The organism is Ewingella sp. S1.OA.A_B6 (assembly GCF_049889095.1).
Taxonomy (GTDB): domain Bacteria; phylum Pseudomonadota; class Gammaproteobacteria; order Enterobacterales; family Enterobacteriaceae; genus Ewingella.
This window is the reverse complement of record NZ_JBLJFK010000005.1, coordinates 174829-190749: the sequence shown is the minus strand read 5'-3', so window position 1 is coordinate 190749 and position 15921 is coordinate 174829. Positions and strand designations below refer to the sequence as shown.

At 51.9% G+C, this 15921-nt stretch carries 16 protein-coding genes and 1 pseudogene; 11 read left to right on the top strand and 6 right to left on the bottom strand.

The window, feature by feature from the left end; translation table 11 throughout:
• Positions 1–18 precede the first annotated feature (18 nt).
• Positions 19–1452: a 6-phospho-beta-glucosidase gene (locus ACMV8I_RS13300; RefSeq protein ID WP_498865686.1), complete on the top strand. Its 1434-nt coding sequence runs from the start codon at positions 19–21 to the stop codon at positions 1450–1452.
• A gap of 285 nt (positions 1453–1737) precedes the next feature.
• On the opposite strand, the gene tehB is transcribed toward ACMV8I_RS13300, so the two are convergent.
• The 3 genes and pseudogenes from tehB to rraB form a co-directional block, all read right to left on the bottom strand.
• Positions 1738–2601 carry an SAM-dependent methyltransferase TehB gene (tehB, locus tag ACMV8I_RS13295; RefSeq protein WP_498865685.1) on the bottom strand — a complete coding sequence of 288 codons (864 nt, stop codon included), beginning with the start codon at positions 2599–2601 and terminating at the stop codon, positions 1738–1740.
• Positions 2602–2705: 104 nt separating this feature from the next.
• Positions 2706–2861, bottom strand: a pseudogene (locus ACMV8I_RS13290) (anaerobic nitric oxide reductase flavorubredoxin); the annotation flags it as partial.
• Between the two features lie 236 nt (positions 2862–3097).
• Positions 3098–3538: a ribonuclease E inhibitor RraB gene (gene rraB / locus ACMV8I_RS13285; protein WP_498865684.1), complete on the bottom strand. Its 441-nt coding sequence runs from the start codon at positions 3536–3538 to the stop codon at positions 3098–3100.
• Positions 3539–3708: 170 nt separating this feature from the next.
• Here rraB and argF point away from each other — a divergent pair, with 170 nt between their 5' ends.
• On the top strand, positions 3709–4716 hold the full coding sequence (gene argF, locus ACMV8I_RS13280) for an ornithine carbamoyltransferase (protein WP_498865683.1): 1008 nt from the start codon (positions 3709–3711) through the stop codon (positions 4714–4716).
• Between the two features lie 196 nt (positions 4717–4912).
• Positions 4913–6676, top strand: coding sequence for an alpha-amylase family glycosyl hydrolase (locus ACMV8I_RS13275; RefSeq protein ID WP_498865682.1), 1764 nt, complete (start codon positions 4913–4915; stop codon positions 6674–6676).
• On the opposite strand, the gene ACMV8I_RS13270 is transcribed toward ACMV8I_RS13275, so the two are convergent.
• Complete coding sequence (locus ACMV8I_RS13270; RefSeq protein ID WP_498865681.1) at positions 6666–7127, bottom strand: NanQ anomerase/TabA/YiaL family protein; 462 nt, start codon at positions 7125–7127, stop codon at positions 6666–6668. The two genes, ACMV8I_RS13275 and ACMV8I_RS13270, sit on opposite strands and share 11 nt — an antisense overlap.
• Before the next feature lie 49 nt (positions 7128–7176).
• Between ACMV8I_RS13270 and ACMV8I_RS13265 the strand changes: the two genes are divergently transcribed.
• The 8 genes from ACMV8I_RS13265 (at position 7177) to ACMV8I_RS13230 (ending at position 13769) form a co-directional block, all read left to right on the top strand.
• On the top strand, positions 7177–7446 hold the full coding sequence (locus tag ACMV8I_RS13265; protein ID WP_498865680.1) for a hypothetical protein: 270 nt from the start codon (positions 7177–7179) through the stop codon (positions 7444–7446).
• 186 nt (positions 7447–7632) lie between these two features.
• Positions 7633–8568, top strand: coding sequence for an aspartate carbamoyltransferase (gene pyrB / locus ACMV8I_RS13260; RefSeq protein WP_498865679.1), 936 nt, complete (start codon positions 7633–7635; stop codon positions 8566–8568).
• 18 nt (positions 8569–8586) lie between these two features.
• On the top strand, positions 8587–9051 hold the full coding sequence (pyrI, locus tag ACMV8I_RS13255; RefSeq protein ID WP_498865678.1) for an aspartate carbamoyltransferase regulatory subunit: 465 nt from the start codon (positions 8587–8589) through the stop codon (positions 9049–9051).
• 84 nt (positions 9052–9135) lie between these two features.
• Positions 9136–9522: a 2-iminobutanoate/2-iminopropanoate deaminase gene (gene ridA, locus ACMV8I_RS13250; RefSeq protein WP_498865677.1), complete on the top strand. Its 387-nt coding sequence runs from the start codon at positions 9136–9138 to the stop codon at positions 9520–9522.
• Between the two features lie 289 nt (positions 9523–9811).
• Complete coding sequence (locus ACMV8I_RS13245; protein ID WP_498865676.1) at positions 9812–11278, top strand: circularly permuted type 2 ATP-grasp protein; 1467 nt, start codon at positions 9812–9814, stop codon at positions 11276–11278.
• On the top strand, positions 11272–12216 hold the full coding sequence (locus tag ACMV8I_RS13240) for an alpha-E domain-containing protein (RefSeq protein WP_498865675.1): 945 nt from the start codon (positions 11272–11274) through the stop codon (positions 12214–12216). The genes ACMV8I_RS13245 and ACMV8I_RS13240 overlap by 7 nt, the downstream gene beginning before the upstream one ends.
• The gene (locus ACMV8I_RS13235; RefSeq protein WP_498865674.1) at positions 12216–13010 is read left to right on the top strand and encodes a transglutaminase family protein; all 795 of its coding nucleotides are present in this window, start codon (positions 12216–12218) and stop codon (positions 13008–13010) included. Before ACMV8I_RS13240 ends, ACMV8I_RS13235 begins: the two co-directional genes overlap by 1 nt.
• Positions 13011–13040: 30 nt before the next feature.
• Complete coding sequence (locus ACMV8I_RS13230; RefSeq protein ID WP_498865673.1) at positions 13041–13769, top strand: proteasome-type protease; 729 nt, start codon at positions 13041–13043, stop codon at positions 13767–13769.
• A 13-nt stretch (positions 13770–13782) separates the two neighbouring features.
• On the opposite strand, the gene ACMV8I_RS13225 is transcribed toward ACMV8I_RS13230, so the two are convergent.
• Together ACMV8I_RS13225 and ACMV8I_RS13220 are read right to left on the bottom strand one after the other, a co-directional pair.
• A complete protein-coding gene (locus tag ACMV8I_RS13225) occupies positions 13783–14343 on the bottom strand; it encodes a YgjV family protein (protein WP_498865672.1) in 561 nt (186 codons plus the stop codon).
• Between the two features lie 87 nt (positions 14344–14430).
• Positions 14431–15912 (bottom strand): UxaA family hydrolase, encoded by a 1482-nt coding sequence (locus ACMV8I_RS13220; RefSeq protein ID WP_498865671.1) that lies wholly within the window; start codon positions 15910–15912, stop codon positions 14431–14433.
• Positions 15913–15921 lie beyond the last annotated feature (9 nt).

Below are 15921 nucleotides of genomic sequence, written 5' to 3'. Positions count from 1 at the left end.
GCATAAAGGGAGAACGGGATGAGTCATCAGTTACCGAAAGATTTCTTGTGGGGCGGCGCGGTAGCGGCGCATCAGGTTGAAGGCGGCTGGAATAAAGGCGGTAAAGGCGTGAGCATCGCCGACGTGCTTTCCGGTGGCGCGCACGGCGTTGACCGCGTAATGACCGATGGCGTACTGGACGGTTATCGCTATCCGAACCACGAAGCGGTGGATTTCTATTCACACTACAAAGAAGACATCGCGCTGTTCGCCGAGATGGGCTTCAAATGTTTTCGCACCTCAATTGCCTGGACGCGCATTTTTCCTAACGGAGATGAGTTGCAGCCGAACGAAGCAGGTTTACAGTTCTACGACGACATGTTCGACGAACTGCTGAAACACGGCATCGAACCGGTGATCACCCTGTCGCACTTTGAGATGCCATGGTATCTGGTCAAAGAGTACGGCGGCTGGAAAAACCGTAAAGTGGTCGATTTCTTTGTGAAGTTCAGCGACGTGGTGCTCCAACGTTACCAGCACAAAGTGAAATATTGGATGACCTTCAACGAGATCAACAACCAGCGAAACTGGAACTATCCACTGTTCGGTTATTGCTGCTCGGGCGTGGTATTCACCGAGCAAGAGAATCCTGAAGAGACAATGTATCAGGTGCTGCACCACCAGTTCGTGGCCAGCGCTAAAGTGGTGAAACTGGGTCACGCCATCAATCCTGACTTCCAGATTGGCTGCATGGTCGCCATGGTGCCGCTCTACCCGTTCTCCTGTCACCCGGATGACGTGATGTACTCGGTTGAGTCGATGCGGGAACGCTACTTGTTCGGCGATGTGCATATGCGCGGTTATTACCCGTCATACATCCTCAACGAGTGGAAACGACGCGGTTTCACTCTCCAAATGGAAGAGGGTGATCTGGACGCGTTGCGTGAAGGTTGCGCCGACTACATGGGCCTGAGCTACTACATGAGCAATGCCGTTTCCGCCCATAATCCAAGCGACGACAACGGATTATCTGGCTTTGCTGGCAGCGTGCCGAATCCGCACGTCAAAGCCTCCGACTGGGGTTGGCAGATTGACCCCGTCGGCCTGCGTTATTCCCTGAGCGTACTTTACGAACGTTATCAGAAACCATTGTTCATCGTTGAAAACGGCTTCGGTGCCATCGACAAAGCCTCACCTGACGGCATAATCCACGATGATTACCGTATCGCCTATTTAAAAGCTCATATCGAACAAATGAAGAAAGCCGTGTTCGAAGATGGCGTGGACCTGATGGGCTACACGCCTTGGGGCTGCATCGACTGTGTGTCGTTCACTACCGGCGAATACAGCAAACGCTATGGCTTTATTCACGTCGACAAAAACGATGACGGCACCGGCACCATGGCGCGGTCACGTAAGCAGAGTTTTGAATGGTATAAGAACGTCATTGGCAGCAATGGAGAAGTGCTTTAAGTCAGTGCTGCATTGAATAAGTCAAAAAGCGGCATATGATACAGAGAATGAGCACGAAATTAGCGGATGGCGGCTCTCAATCATTGAGTCAAATAAATCCAACGCTCATTCTCTATCAATCCTATTTCTGTTTTTACTCCGAGGCTTAATTGTGTCTGACAGTACCGAGGCAGGGCACACTTTCCTCGCAAATCTGGGTAAAATTCGGCTTCGTTCGGGTGATCCTGAGGCAACGGATTGGCTGATTTCACAAGCTAAATTAGATAGCAATTCCAGAGATATGGGCTAGTCGGTTTTTCTGGCCAAGATTGTGGCAAATCGTAGCTTTATCCGGTCGCCATTATCATCCGTTTTATGTAACTGCCCCAGATCTTCATTGTATTTAATAATCTCCCATCCTGGATAATAGTCTCTGAGATCGCCTGATTTAAAGGTAAACGGGAAAGGCAGTAAACAGGGGTAGTCTTCACTATCCATTGCAGCAACAATCAGGTTATATCCCCCTTTTGCTGTACAAGACTGCATATTCTCAATTAGTGAAGGGATCCGCTCGCGCTGGAGAAACATAAAAACGACGGTAGAGAGAATAAAATCAAACGATCCGTCAAAGACAAGCGTGTTGAGGTCTTTTTCCCCGGCGGTGATGGCTGGCAGGTCTTCTAATTCGATGAGCTTATTAATATGGGCGATACTGTCCGTATTTTTATCCCACGCCGTGACATCAAATCCTTTCAGATTCAAATAAAGCGCATTCCGGCCCACTCCACAACCCAGATCCAGCGCCCGTCCTGGCGGGATAATCCTGGCAGCTTCAATCACTTCAGAATGCGTACCGGTCATCTGATACTTTTTAGTGAAATAGTCTTCTGCAGTACAGTAGAAGGCAAGTTGGCACTGCAAATCTTCAGAGAAAGAGACAATCCGGTGCCACTGCTGCGGCTCAATATAGGGGGAAGCATTTTGTGGTGTGAAGACAAAAGACTCAGTCACTTCTCCGGGCTCCGTCATCATGGCGAAGGTCAATGAACCTTGAAGAATAGTCAGCTTGGCCCAGGTTCCGGCTTGAGTGTTATGTTTTTGCGTAAAGCTGTGAGGCAGCGTTTTACTGTCCCATAAGGGCATGAGTTTATAAGGCAATAGTGGATTCATTCGTGTTCTCCTGTCTGCGCACGGTTAAGTTGATGAGCTGCGGTCGGTCCTGTTATTGGAGGCTCAATTCACGTAGTAACATACTCATTCTCTGCAGTAATGATAACCTCAAGCGGATGCAGCGCCCATTCTCGGGCAATTTTCCTGCCATGCTCGCGGCACTCTTCCAGCATTCCCGCGATCTTCGGCATCATTACGTTATTCATGGTGGAAGAGCGGACGAATACGCCTTTGGAGCGGAAAGCTTGGGTCAGGACTTTCAGCGGCGGTTGATCAACAAAATGTTGAGAGAAAAACAGAACATTGGTCTGCTTGTGCACGTGCTCTGGATATAGATGCAGGGAATCTTCACAGACTGGCCAAACGGCTGGGGATTAAATCGTAACGGGTGCTGTGGTATATAGACGGTTAATAATAAGTTTACGCTGTAAATATCATGAAAAAAGGCTACCGAAACGGCAGCCTTTCATCTATTTAGTGCAGAAATACGAGATGATTAATGACGCTTACCGTCATCATCTTCATCAACTAACTCGCCTTCCTTGCCTTCTTCATCACCTTCTTCGCCGTCTTCATCTTCGTCGTCGCCTTCGAAATAAGTCCCCCAACCGTCATAGTTCACGCCCTGGGCTTCGGCCAGATTCATCAGTTGTTCAACCTGTACGTCAATCTGTTCGGCATTCAGCGCAATTTCGCTGATCACATCGCAGCACATTACGGTAGTACCGTCTTCAACTTCCAACTCTTCTGCGTCGGTAACTTCATAACCCAATTTGAAAGCTTCAACCGCCGCTTTCTCCAGCACGTCGAAGTTCTCTGATGATAAGTGGTGTTCAATAGTATAAAGCGCGTCAGGATCGCTGCCATCTTCCAGCAGTTCCTCGATGATTAAGCGGGTTTCTTCACGTTGTTCTTCCAGCAACTCACGATTTGCCATGCCTCAGTCCTCAATCAATGTGACGTATATTGCCGCTATTTTCACACAGCCAAGGGCCAGCCTCCACTATAAACGACAAAGTTTTTATTTCGGGGTTGTAATTGCATATTCATACATATAAATTGAATTTATATTCACCATAAAATGCAAAGGCATTGGAGAGGAACACCATGAGTCTTTTGAGTAAACGTCATTTTCTCAGGTTACTGGATTTTACCCCGTCAGAAATTACATCCCTCCTCCAGCTCGCTGTCGAGCTAAAAGCCGCGAAGAAAAATGGCACTGAGAAAGCCCACCTGCAAGGAAAAAACATCGCGCTCATCTTCGAAAAAGACTCGACCCGTACACGATGCTCTTTCGAAGTTGCCGCTTATGATCAGGGCGCAAACGTCACTTACCTCGGCCCAAGTGGCAGCCAGATCGGCCATAAAGAGTCGATGAAAGACACCGCACGCGTACTGGGAAGGATGTACGACGGTATTCAGTATCGTGGTTTCGGTCAGGACAAAGTCGAGATGCTGGCGGAGTTCTCCGGCGTCCCGGTCTGGAACGGCCTGACCAACGAGTTTCATCCGACGCAACTGTTGGCCGACCTGCTGACAATGCAGGAGCAACTGCCAGGCCAGCCGCTTAAAGGCATGAAACTCGCCTATCTGGGTGATGCGCGAAACAATATGGGCAATTCGTTGCTGGAAGCCGCAGCGCTGTGCGGTCTGAATTTACGTCTGGTGGCGCCAACGGCCTGCTGGCCGGATGCCGAACTGGTCGCGACCTGCCAACATCTGGCTCAGGAGAATGGCGGCAGTATCTTGTTGACGGAAGATATTGCGACCGGTGTGAAAGGCGCCGACTTTTTGTACACCGACGTCTGGGTGTCGATGGGTGAACCCAAAGAGACCTGGAAAGAGCGCATCAACTTACTGCGCGCCTATCAGGTCAACAGCGCGATGCTGGCCCTGACTGGTAATCCGCAGGTGAAATTTCTACATTGTCTGCCCGCGTTCCATGACGACCAAACGACCCTCGGCAAACAGATGGCCGAAGAATATGGTCTGCACGGCGGCATGGAAGTGACTGATGACGTGTTCGAATCACCGCACAGCGTCGTGTTTGATCAGGCTGAAAACCGCCTGCACACCATTAAAGCAGTGATGGTTGCCACGCTCGGTTCACTCTGATCCCACCTTGGCCCGACGCCTACTTTACCGCGCATCGGGCCGTTTTTTGGCTGGAATAGCTTCACCCGCTTTTACATAATATTGCAGTTTTTCAGGTCATATCCCCGCCAAAACGCCGATTTTTCAGCTAACCTTTTTATTAAAGCACTCCTTCTTTTGCCGTTTTCAGGCGAAGGGGTAAAAAAAGGGCATCGCGATGAAATCAGTGAATTTGGAATACGTACTGCGCCTGGAAAGTTTATTGAGCCGGATTTATCCCAGGGAACACATTGCCGACCTGCTGAAAAAAATTCTCCATCTGGCAGAGAAATGGGATTACGGCAAACACCGCACCACCGATTGGGTCGATGGCACTCATATTTATCTCATCACCTATGGCGATAATATTACCCACGGTGAGCAGCTGCCACTCAAGACGCTCAACCAGTTCGCAGACAAGTACTTACGTGACATCATCAGTGATATTCATATTCTGCCGATGTATCCCTACAGTTCGGATGACGGCTTCAGCGTCATCGATTACCGCCGCATTGACGAACACCTTGGCGGCTGGTCCGATATTCATCAGCTCTCAACCCATTTCAACCTGATGTTTGACTGCGTGATCAACCACATCTCCCGCTCCAGCGACTGGATGAAAGGCTATCTGCACGACGAGCCTTACTACAAAGATTATTTTATCGACTCCAATCCGGCTCTGGACTACAGCAGCGTAGTCCGCCCTCGTGCGTCGCCTCTGCTGACTCCCTTTATTAAAGCCGACGGCACAGAGCTGTATCTGTGGACCACCTTCAGCGAAGATCAGGTAGACATCAATTTCAAAAATCCGCAGATATTGCTGGAAAGTATTGATGTTCTCCTGCAATACGCCGCCAGCGGCGGGCAGTCGATCCGCCTCGATGCGATTGGCTACATCTGGAAAGAATTCGGTACCCGTTCCATTCACATGCCGCAGGCGCACAACATCATTAAAGTGTGGCGAACGATCCTCGACGAAGTGATCCCCGGCACCCGGCTTATCACCGAAACCAACGTACCGCACCATGAAAACATCAGCTATTTTGGTGAAGGTGATGAAGCGCATATGGTGTACCAGTTCCCGCTGCCGCCGCTCACACTGCATGCTTTTTTGCGTCAGGACACCACCACGTTGACGAAATGGGCACAGAGCCTGAACGCGGAAGCGCGCTATCCGAACACCACTTATTTCAATTTTCTGGCCAGCCATGACGGCATCGGGCTGCGACCGACCGAAACCTTTCTCGACGACGATGAACGCAAATACATGGCGCAGGAAACGCTGCGTAAAGAGGGCCGCGTCTCCTACAAGGACAACGGTGACGGCACGCACTCGCCGTATGAGCTAAATATTAACTTCCTCAGCGCACTGACTGAGCCAGATGATGACGTCGATCTGAAGGCGCGTAAGTTCCTCGCCGCGCAGGCGCTGTTGCTGTCGTTTATTGGCGTACCGGCGATTTATATTCACAGCCTGCTGGGCAGTGAAAACGATCTCGACGGTATGCATCAGTCGGGAATTAACCGCCGCATCAATCGTAAGAAACTTAAACTGGGCGAGTTGGAGACGGCGCTGCAAAAAACTGACAGCCTGCCCGCGCGTGTCTTTTTCGGATTGAATGCGTTGATCAAACACCGCCGTGCGCATCCAGCATTTTCGCCGCAGGCCGGACAGCGGGTGTTTGACCTGGGAAAATCACTGTTTGCGATGGAGCGTTATGATCCGCAGACCGAAGACCGTATTACCTGCGTCTTCAATATCAGCAGCCAGTCTCAGGTGGTGAAACTGGCCGTCGAGGGCAAGGACTTGATTGGCGGGGAAGCCTTTACCGGCCAGACGCGTCTGCAACCATGGCAGGTGATGTGGATTAAGCACAAACTCAAAGCGCCGGAACGCCTTGGCCGCCTGCGCCGCTGGCGGATGAAAATATTTAAGCGTTAACCAACATCTTTACCACCGCTTTGCGCACGTTGGCCGGTTCGCCGACAACACACAGGGGTTTGTGTACTTCGCCGGGATAGAACACCACGAAGTCACCAGCCTGCAACACGATGGTTTTTTCCTGCTCACCGGCGGATAAAAACGCGATGTCTTTGTCAGCCAGCCAGTCGGTATCGACTTTACCGGCGGGCTGATTACTGAACGTCATGCCTTCGGTGCCATTAAGGATAATTTGAATATCCAGATAGCGGGCGTGAAACTCTGCACGACGCACGGATTGTGGCTCAGTAGCGTCATTGGAGATCAGCACAAAAGCGTCGTTACCGCGGATATCATGTTTGCCGAGCGGCGTTTCCGCGGTGATGTGCTGCTTCACATACTCGATGGCGTCACGCAGTTCGGCAGGCAGATAAGGCACCAGATGCAGTTGATGAATATTTCCAGTTAACATGGTCTTCCCTTTGCTAATTTAAAATGAAATCACGTTTCAATACGATGCCATGATAAAGCACCCGCAGGCAACGCCGCATGATCCAGTTAACACTTCTGGCCTCAATTTTGGCCCGCAGCCAATCGATTGGCTGCGTATGATTTTTCCGCTTGATGTCGTCGATGGCGGGCGTATAATGCGCGACAATTTGCCGGGAGAACCCATGAACAATCGACAGGTTTGCTGTGTTCAAAAACAGTCACAAAACGCTGTGCCAGAAGGCAGTCCGCTGCCGTTGTTCTTCCGTTGCATTGCCGATCTGATGAAAGCCCCTTATTAAAGGGGCTTTTTTTTGTCCAGAATTCGAGAACCAATTGACCCAAAAAAACCCAAAGTAATTGGCGTTGTGGCAAGGCAGCAAGCGAAAGAATCCCGATGAGCTTACTCAAGTAAGTGATTCGGGTGAACGAGCGCAGGCAACGCAGCTACAGCTTCAGGCACGAAGGGGATTAAGAGGAGAGAAGCAATGGCTAACCCGCTATACCAAAAACACATTATCTCAATCAACGATCTCAGCCGTGAAGAGTTGGAGCTGGTACTTGATACCGCTGCCAGTCTTAAAGCCCAGCCGCAACCTGAACTGTTGAAACATAAAGTGATCGCCAGCTGTTTCTTCGAAGCCTCAACGCGTACCCGCCTATCGTTTGAAACGTCGATCCATCGTCTTGGTGCATCGGTGGTCGGTTTCGCTGACGGCTCCAATACCTCGCTCGGTAAAAAAGGCGAAACGCTGGCCGACACCATTTCGGTGATCAGCACTTACGTTGATGCCATCGTGATGCGCCACCCACAGGAGGGCGCGGCGCGTCTGGCGACCGAATTCTCCGGCGGAATTCCGATCCTCAATGCCGGTGACGGTGCCAATCAGCATCCGACGCAAACCTTGCTTGATCTGTTCACCATTCGCGAAACCCAGGGCCGCCTCGACAATATCAAGATTGCCATGGTCGGTGACCTTAAATATGGCCGTACCGTTCACTCTCTTGCTCAGGCGCTGGCTAAATTCCAGGGCAATCGCTTTTACTTTATCGCGCCCGACGCGCTGGCGATGCCGGGCTATATTCTCTCCCTGCTGGAAGAGAAAGGCATTGAATACAGCCTTCATGAAAGCATTGATGACGTCGTACCGGAGCTGGATATTCTCTATATGACCCGGGTACAGAAAGAGCGCCTGGACCCGTCCGAGTACGCTAACGTCAAAGCCCAGTTTGTTCTGCGCGCTGCCGATCTGGTCGGTGCCCAGGCGCATATGAAAGTACTGCATCCGCTGCCACGCATTGATGAAATTACGCCAGACGTTGATAAAACCCCTTATGCCTGGTATTTCCAGCAGGCCGGCAACGGCATTTTCGCCCGTCAGGCCTTACTGGCATTGGTACTTAACGCCGACACCGCCCAATAAACTTGAGGAGAAAATAGTATGACTCACGATAATAAACTTCAGGTTGAAGCCATTAAATGCGGCACGGTGATTGACCATATTCCGGCACAAATCGGCTTCAAATTACTGTCGCTGTTTAAGCTGACCGAAACCGATCAGCGTATCACCATCGGGCTGAACCTGCCGTCCAATGAGCTTGGCCGTAAAGATTTGATCAAAATAGAGAATACCTTCCTGACCGAACAGCAGGTCAATCAGCTGGCGGTATATGCGCCGAACGCCACGGTTAACCGCATTGACGATTATGTCGTGGTGAAAAAGCTGATGCCAACCCTGCCGGACCACATCGAAGGTGTGCTGCGCTGCCCAAACAGCAACTGCATCAGCCGTTCAGAGCAGGTGGCGTCAAGCTTTGCGGTGAAAAAACGTCAGGGCGACGTGCATCTGCAATGTAAATATTGTGAGAAAGAGTTTGAGCATCAGGTGGTGATGAATAACGACTGACACGACAGGCGTAATGACTTTTGAAGCATGGCCTTTATACTGGCCATAAGTTTTAAAATCCGACCACTCAAATCAGGAGACACCATGTCCCGCGAAATCAGTACTGAAAATGCACCCGCAGCCATCGGTCCTTACGTTCAGGGCGTTGATCTTGGCAGCATGATCATCACTTCCGGCCAGATCCCGGTGGATCCTAAAACCGGCGCCGTCGCCGATGATATCGCCGCTCAGGCGCGCCAGTCTTTGGAAAATGTTAAAGCCATTGTTGAAGCCGCTAACCTGAAAGTATCAGATATTGTGAAAACCACTGTTTTCGTGAAAGATCTGAATGATTTTGCGACCGTTAACGCCACCTACGAAGCCTTCTTCACCGAGCACAATGCGCCGTTCCCGGCACGTTCATGCGTCGAAGTAGCCCGTCTGCCAAAAGACGTAAAAATCGAAATAGAAGCCATCGCTGTACGTCGTTAATCCAAACGCAGTGCAGGGATCAGGTCAGCCTTCGGGCTGGCCTTTTTTTTGTCTTATTCCCTGCGCTGACGATTGCCTCATCAGCGACCATACTCAATAAACGACGCCTTTTTTTGCCCCAAATTCAGGCAAGCCGTTAGCATTACGCACCTAAATAGCGCGTAGATACTGATTTTTAGACGTGTTTCCGCGGTTTATGCACGCTGGCACACTTTATGCGTGTCCCTTTTGTAACGTAAAAAAAATTCTCTTAAAAAATGAAACAGCCCGACCTGTCATTGAGGTGAATATGATCAACATCGACCTTTCCGATTCACCCTTTTTTGATGAAATGTTAATGGCTGAAGGACAGCATCGCGGCCATTACGAGGCTTACTGGCAGTGGTTACAGAAGGCCGATCAACAGGCCGTCCAGCGCAAGAAAGAAGAGGCGGCGCTGCTGTTTCACCGGGTGGGGATCACCTTTAATGTGTACGGCGAAGATGACGGTGCTGAGCGGCTGATTCCGTTCGACAGCGTGCCGCGTATTATTCCTGCTAACGAGTGGAAAATGCTGGATCTGGGGATCCGCCAGCGCGTACAGGCGTTGAATGCTTTTCTGCATGATATTTACCACGATCAGAACATCCTTAAGGCTGGCATTGTGCCTGCCGAACAAGTGCTGGCAAATGACCAGTATCAGCCGTGCATGCAGGGCATCGACCTGCATCGCGACACCTATGCGCATATTGCAGGAACAGACATGGTGCGCGGCGGTGATGGCGAATATTACGTTCTGGAGGACAACCTGCGAACGCCGTCCGGTGTTTCGTACATGCTGGAAAACCGTAAGATGATGATGCGGTTGTATCCGGAATTGTTCGCTGAACAGCGTATTGCACCGGTTTCCCGCTACCCTTCCCACTTGCTACAAACTCTGCGCGAAAGTACACCGGTCAATGATCCGACCGTCGTGGTGCTGACTCCTGGCCGTTTTAATAGCGCCTATTTCGAACACAGCTTTCTGGCACAGCAAATGGGGGTCGAGCTGGTGGAAAGCGTCGACCTGTACGTCAAAGACGGCGCCGTGTTTATGCGCACCACGTCCGGACCGTGCAAGATTGATGTCATTTACCGCCGCCTTGATGATGCCTTCCTCGACCCGCTGGCGTTTCGCGCTGACTCCATGCTCGGCGTGCCGGGTTTGCTGTCGGTCTACCGTGCTGGCGGCGTGGTGCTGGCCAATGCAATTGGCACCGGCGTTGCCGATGACAAATCCATTTATCCTTACGTGCCGGAGATGATCCGTTTTTACCTCTCCGAAGAGCCGATCCTCAACAATGTGCCAACCTGGCAATGTCGTGACAAAAAAGCACTCTCTTTTGTGCTGGCGAATCTGGAAAAGATGGTCGTGAAAGAGGTTCACGGCGCAGGGGGCTATGGCATGCTCATTGGCCCGACGGCCAGTCTTGCGGAGATCGCCCGTTTCCGCGATCTGCTCAGGGCACGTCCTGAAAATTATATCGCTCAGGAGACGCTGGCACTTTCGACCTGCCCGACGTTCGTTGATAGCGGTCTGGCACCGCGTCACATCGATCTGCGACCCTTCGCACTGACCGGCGCAGAGATCCGCCTGGTGCCAGGCGGTTTAACGCGCGTGGCGCTGGAGGAAGGGTCACTGGTGGTCAACTCATCGCAAGGTGGCGGAACCAAAGACACCTGGGTGTTAGAGGATGAGCCGATAGAGAAAAACAGTGCGGAGGACGACGAATGCTAAGCAGAACCGCCAGTGAGTTGTACTGGATGGCACGTTATCTGGAACGCGCCGAAAACATTGCCCGCCTGCTCGACGTCACTAACAAACTGTCGATGATGTCGATCCGCGATCACACCCAACTGAACGACGATCAAAATGATCTGATGGTTCCGTTAACGCTCACCGGCACGCAGACGCTGTTCAGTGAGCATTATCCTCAGGTCACCATGAGCAATCTGCTCAACTTTTTTGCCCTGGATAATATCAACCACAGCAGTATTTTCAGCTGCATGCAGATGGCGTGGAATAACGCCCACGCAGTGCGCGGCAGTCTGTCATCTGAGGTGTGGGAGAGCATTAACGCGTCGTGGATTGAGATGAAATTGATCCGTCGTCAGGGCGTGGCTGCGCTCGGCGCTGACGCCTTTTTCGACTGGGTAAAAGAGCGTTCGCATCTGTTTCGTGGCGCGATGTTTGGCACGTTACTGCGCAGCGACGCGCTGAATTTCATTCGTCTCGGTACCATGCTTGAACGCGCTGACAGCACCGCACGATTGCTGGATGTCACTCACCAGCTGCTTGATGCCGATGAAGACCCGGTGCGGGAATACTACCGGATGGATACCCTGCTGCGGGCAGTAAGCGCGCGCGAAGCCTTCCATACGCTCTACAAACAGCAAATCAGCCGCGAGACGATCTCCGAACTGCTGATCTTACGGGGTGAATTGCCGCGATCCCTGCTGGCCTGCGTGGAGATCATGGCCGAACAGCTCGAACTGATTGGCGGCACTTCCGGCAATTTACCGCGCCGCCGGGTGCATACACTGCATGCTGAACTGCGCTTCACCACGCTGGATGAAATTATGGCAGAGGGCCTGACGGAATGGCTGACGCAGTTCCTCGGTAAAACCAGCGCCATTGCAGAGAGCATCCATCAAACTTATCTGGAGGCACAATAATGAAACTGAATGTCAGTCATCAGACGCATTACACCTATGCGCAGCAGGTCAAACGCAGTACGCAGTATCTTCGCCTGACGCCGCAGGACTCCAGCCATCAGAAGATCTTGTCGTGGGATCTGACGCTGCCGGAATATGCCACCCGCACGTTGGATGCTTACGGGAATGTGCTCCATGTTCTGACGCTGGACCAACCCCATCAGGCGATCACTATCGAAGCCAATGGCGTGGTGGAAATTGAAGACAATGTGGAAGACGATAATTGCGGGCATTTGTCGCCGCTGGTCTTTCTGCGCACCAGCCCACTGACCCACGCGGACGGGGCGATCCGTGACTTTGCCGGCCGCTATTACCGCCCGCAAGCTCAACATGAGAGTCTGTGTACGCTGATGGGCGAACTGCTGCTGAAAATGCCCTACAGCCCAGGGACCACCACGGTAAAAGACAGCGCTTCGCAGGCCTTTTCGGCGCAACAGGGCGTCTGTCAGGATCACACCCATGTTTTTCTGGCCTGTTGCCGCAGTCTGGGCATTCCGGCCCGCTACGTCAGCGGTTATCTCTACAGCGAAGACTCGACGCACGTCGCCATGCATGCGTGGGCCGAAGCCTGGCTTGATGACCGCTGGCAGAGCTTTGATGTGACTAACAATACCTGCCAACCCAATCAGCATTTGAAACTGGCTATCGGTATCGATTATCTTGATGCATGCCCGGTTCGCGGTATCCGTTTAGGCGGAGGATGTGAAGATATGCACACCGTCGCGGCGGTTCACATGCTCGATATTCCTCAATGAGGATGACTTACTGAAAAGGTAGATATTCCTATGACTTACTGTGTGGCCATGCGCTTGTCCTCTGGCCTGGTTTTTGTCTCGGACTCGCGCACTAATGCCGGAGTGGACCACATTTCCACTTTCCGCAAACTGCATATTTTTCATCAGAGTGATGAACGGATGCTGGTGATTCAGAGTGCCGGAAATCTGGCGACCACACAGAGCATCATCAGCATGCTACACCGGCGCTGCCTTGATCCTGAACGCGAGAATCTGTTGAATGCGACGTCGATGTATGACGCAGCCAGCCTGCTGGGAGAAACGGTGCGTGAAGTGATTGCCCGCGACAGCGGTGCCAATCAGGGCGGCATGACTGATTTCAGCTGCAATTTACTGCTCGGCGGTCAGATTAAAGGAGATGGATTGCGGCTGTTCCATATTTATCCGCAGGGCAATTTCATCGAAGCGACGCATGACACCCCCTACTTTCAGATTGGCGAAAGCAAGTACGGCAAACCTATTATTGACCGCGTGCTGAACTACAATACCCCGCTGGAACAGGCGATGCAGTGCGCATTGATTTCGATGGATTCCACCCTGCGCAGCAATCTGTCCGTCGGTTTACCGCTGGATGTGATGATCTACCCGGCTGACAGCTACAGTTCCGCGCAGCAGCACCGCATTACCGAAGAACATCCGTACTTCGGTATGATAAGCAAGGGCTGGGGCGAAGGCCTGCTGAGTATTTTCGGCCAACTGCCACCGCTGAAACTGGATTAGACATCCGTGCAAATCAGCGCTTTTTCTCCACCGCATTCTCCACGGCGAAAGGATCAATCCCCTGCCGCTGAAGGTGGCGAAAACGCAGTATGTTGTAACCGTTCATCAGCAGGAAGCTGCCCTCGATCAGTGAACCACCGATCGAACCGAGCCAGATATTGTGAATGACCCAGCAGCAGGTGGAACCCCACATGATGCATCGGGTCTTTAGCCCGCTGGTGCGAAACAGTGCCCAGGTACTGGCTACGGTACCGACGATTGGCAGCAATTCCATCAGGTGTTTGGCTTTGCCGATGCCAAAAATAAGTGTCAGAGCAATAAAGACTACCATCACCCACTGGTTGCGTGTTTTCAGGGTGATCAGGGTACGGACAGCGTTGAGCAAGGCGCTCATTCCCGCCGGATTAGCCCCCATTAACAAAAAATGAACGCCAATAATGGCGCTGTAGGCGGAGAGCTGTTGTTTAAAACGGCGGTCGTTGCGGTTGAAGAACATCGTGATGCCGACAAAGAATGCCAGTACGCCAACGCCCTGCGCAAACCAGATATAGTGCGCGTTCCAGAAGTCACTCATGTGCAAACATCATTATCCAGCCAGGAGAAAGTTTACGGCGCCTCACATATTGAAACACCGTTTCACCTTCATCCTAAAACTCAGTAACTACAATGTCACGCCGCTTTTGAAAATCGCCAGTTCGCGGAAATCATTCAATTCATTTTTCGACAGTTTACCGTCAGCAATGCCGACAATCAGATCGACAAATTCACTGAGCAGGTCGTCCATCGGAACACCGTGAATGAGTTTTCCCGCATCGAAGTCAATCCAGTGTGGTTTCTTGGCCGCCAGCTCGCTGTTGGTCGCCAGTTTAACGGTCGGCACAAAACCGCCATAAGGCGTGCCACGTCCGGTGCTGAACAGAACCATATGGCAACCGGCGCCCGCCAGCGCACTGGTAGCAACCGCGTCGTTACCCGGTGCACTGAGCAGGTTAAGCCCGTGACGGGACAGGCGTTCGCCATACTTGAGGACGTCCACTACCGGACTTTGACCGGCTTTCTGGGTACAACCGAGCGATTTCTCTTCCAGCGTAGTAATACCGCCCGCTTTGTTGCCCGGCGACGGATTCTCGTAAATCGGCTGATTGTGCTCGATGAAATACTGTTTGAAGTCGTTCACCATGTGAACGGTTTTTTCAAACGTCTGCTCGTCGCGGCAACGGCTCATCAGTATACGTTCTGCACCAAACATTTCCGGGACTTCCGTCAATACGGAGGTGCCGCCGTTAGCGATCACGTAATCGGAAAAACGTCCGAGCAGCGGGTTAGCCGTAATGCCGGACAAACCGTCGGAGCCGCCGCATTCCAGACCAAACTTCAGCTCACTGAGTTTACCTGGCACGCGCTGGTCATGGCGCATTACTGCGTAAAGCTCACGCAGGCGCTCCAGCCCGGCTTCCACTTCGTCATCAAACTTTTGCAGCGTCATGAAGCGCACGCGCTCGTCATCCACGTCTCCCAGCGTGTCGCGGAACACATCCACCTGATTATTTTCACACCCCAGACCAATCACCAGCACCGCACCGGCGTTCGGATGGCGAACCATATTTTGCAGCATGGTGCGGGTATTAATGTGGTCATCACCCAGTTGAGAACAACCAAATGGATGCGTGAACAGATAGACGCCATCAGTGCCTTCAGCCTGATTGGTTTCTTTCAAAAAGCGTTGTTGAATCTGCTTAGCAATCCCGTTGACGCAACCGACCGTCGGGATCAACCACAGTTCGTTACGGATACCCACCAGACCGTTTTTACGGCGATAAACCTGCACCTCGCGATCGGCCATTTGCGGAGGAAGTTCGACGAACTCCGGCTGATACTGATACTGGTCCAGATCGCTGAGATTGGTTTTGGCATTCTGCGAGTGAATATGCTCACCGGCGGCAATGTCCATCAATGCATGCCCGATAGGCAGGCCATACTTGATGATATTTTGGCCAGCAGCGATGGGTTTTATCGCAAACTTATGCCCACGCACTACCGCCTGAAGCAGCGTAACACCGGCTTCGGTTGGTTCGCCGGATTCAAGATCCTGCAGGGCGACGGCGACGTTATCAGCGGGGTGAATCTGTATGATACTATTCATAATCAACCT

What these genes read in the sequence shown, in the direction of transcription:
- ACMV8I_RS13300 (WP_498865686.1), top strand. Translation starts at nt 19, where the DNA reads ATGAGTCATCAGTTACCGAAAGATTTCTTGTGGGGCGGCGCGGTAGCG.
- tehB (WP_498865685.1), bottom strand. Translation starts at nt 2,601, where the DNA reads ATGAATCCACTATTGCCTTATAAACTCATGCCCTTATGGGACAGTAAA.
- rraB (WP_498865684.1), bottom strand. Translation starts at nt 3,538, where the DNA reads ATGGCAAATCGTGAGTTGCTGGAAGAACAACGTGAAGAAACCCGCTTA.
- argF (WP_498865683.1), top strand. Translation starts at nt 3,709, where the DNA reads ATGAGTCTTTTGAGTAAACGTCATTTTCTCAGGTTACTGGATTTTACC.
- ACMV8I_RS13275 (WP_498865682.1), top strand. Translation starts at nt 4,913, where the DNA reads ATGAAATCAGTGAATTTGGAATACGTACTGCGCCTGGAAAGTTTATTG.
- ACMV8I_RS13270 (WP_498865681.1), bottom strand. Translation starts at nt 7,127, where the DNA reads ATGTTAACTGGAAATATTCATCAACTGCATCTGGTGCCTTATCTGCCT.
- ACMV8I_RS13265 (WP_498865680.1), top strand. Translation starts at nt 7,177, where the DNA reads ATGATAAAGCACCCGCAGGCAACGCCGCATGATCCAGTTAACACTTCT.
- pyrB (WP_498865679.1), top strand. Translation starts at nt 7,633, where the DNA reads ATGGCTAACCCGCTATACCAAAAACACATTATCTCAATCAACGATCTC.
- pyrI (WP_498865678.1), top strand. Translation starts at nt 8,587, where the DNA reads ATGACTCACGATAATAAACTTCAGGTTGAAGCCATTAAATGCGGCACG.
- ridA (WP_498865677.1), top strand. Translation starts at nt 9,136, where the DNA reads ATGTCCCGCGAAATCAGTACTGAAAATGCACCCGCAGCCATCGGTCCT.
- ACMV8I_RS13245 (WP_498865676.1), top strand. Translation starts at nt 9,812, where the DNA reads ATGATCAACATCGACCTTTCCGATTCACCCTTTTTTGATGAAATGTTA.
- ACMV8I_RS13240 (WP_498865675.1), top strand. Translation starts at nt 11,272, where the DNA reads ATGCTAAGCAGAACCGCCAGTGAGTTGTACTGGATGGCACGTTATCTG.
- ACMV8I_RS13235 (WP_498865674.1), top strand. Translation starts at nt 12,216, where the DNA reads ATGAAACTGAATGTCAGTCATCAGACGCATTACACCTATGCGCAGCAG.
- ACMV8I_RS13230 (WP_498865673.1), top strand. Translation starts at nt 13,041, where the DNA reads ATGACTTACTGTGTGGCCATGCGCTTGTCCTCTGGCCTGGTTTTTGTC.
- ACMV8I_RS13225 (WP_498865672.1), bottom strand. Translation starts at nt 14,343, where the DNA reads ATGAGTGACTTCTGGAACGCGCACTATATCTGGTTTGCGCAGGGCGTT.
- ACMV8I_RS13220 (WP_498865671.1), bottom strand. Translation starts at nt 15,912, where the DNA reads ATGAATAGTATCATACAGATTCACCCCGCTGATAACGTCGCCGTCGCC.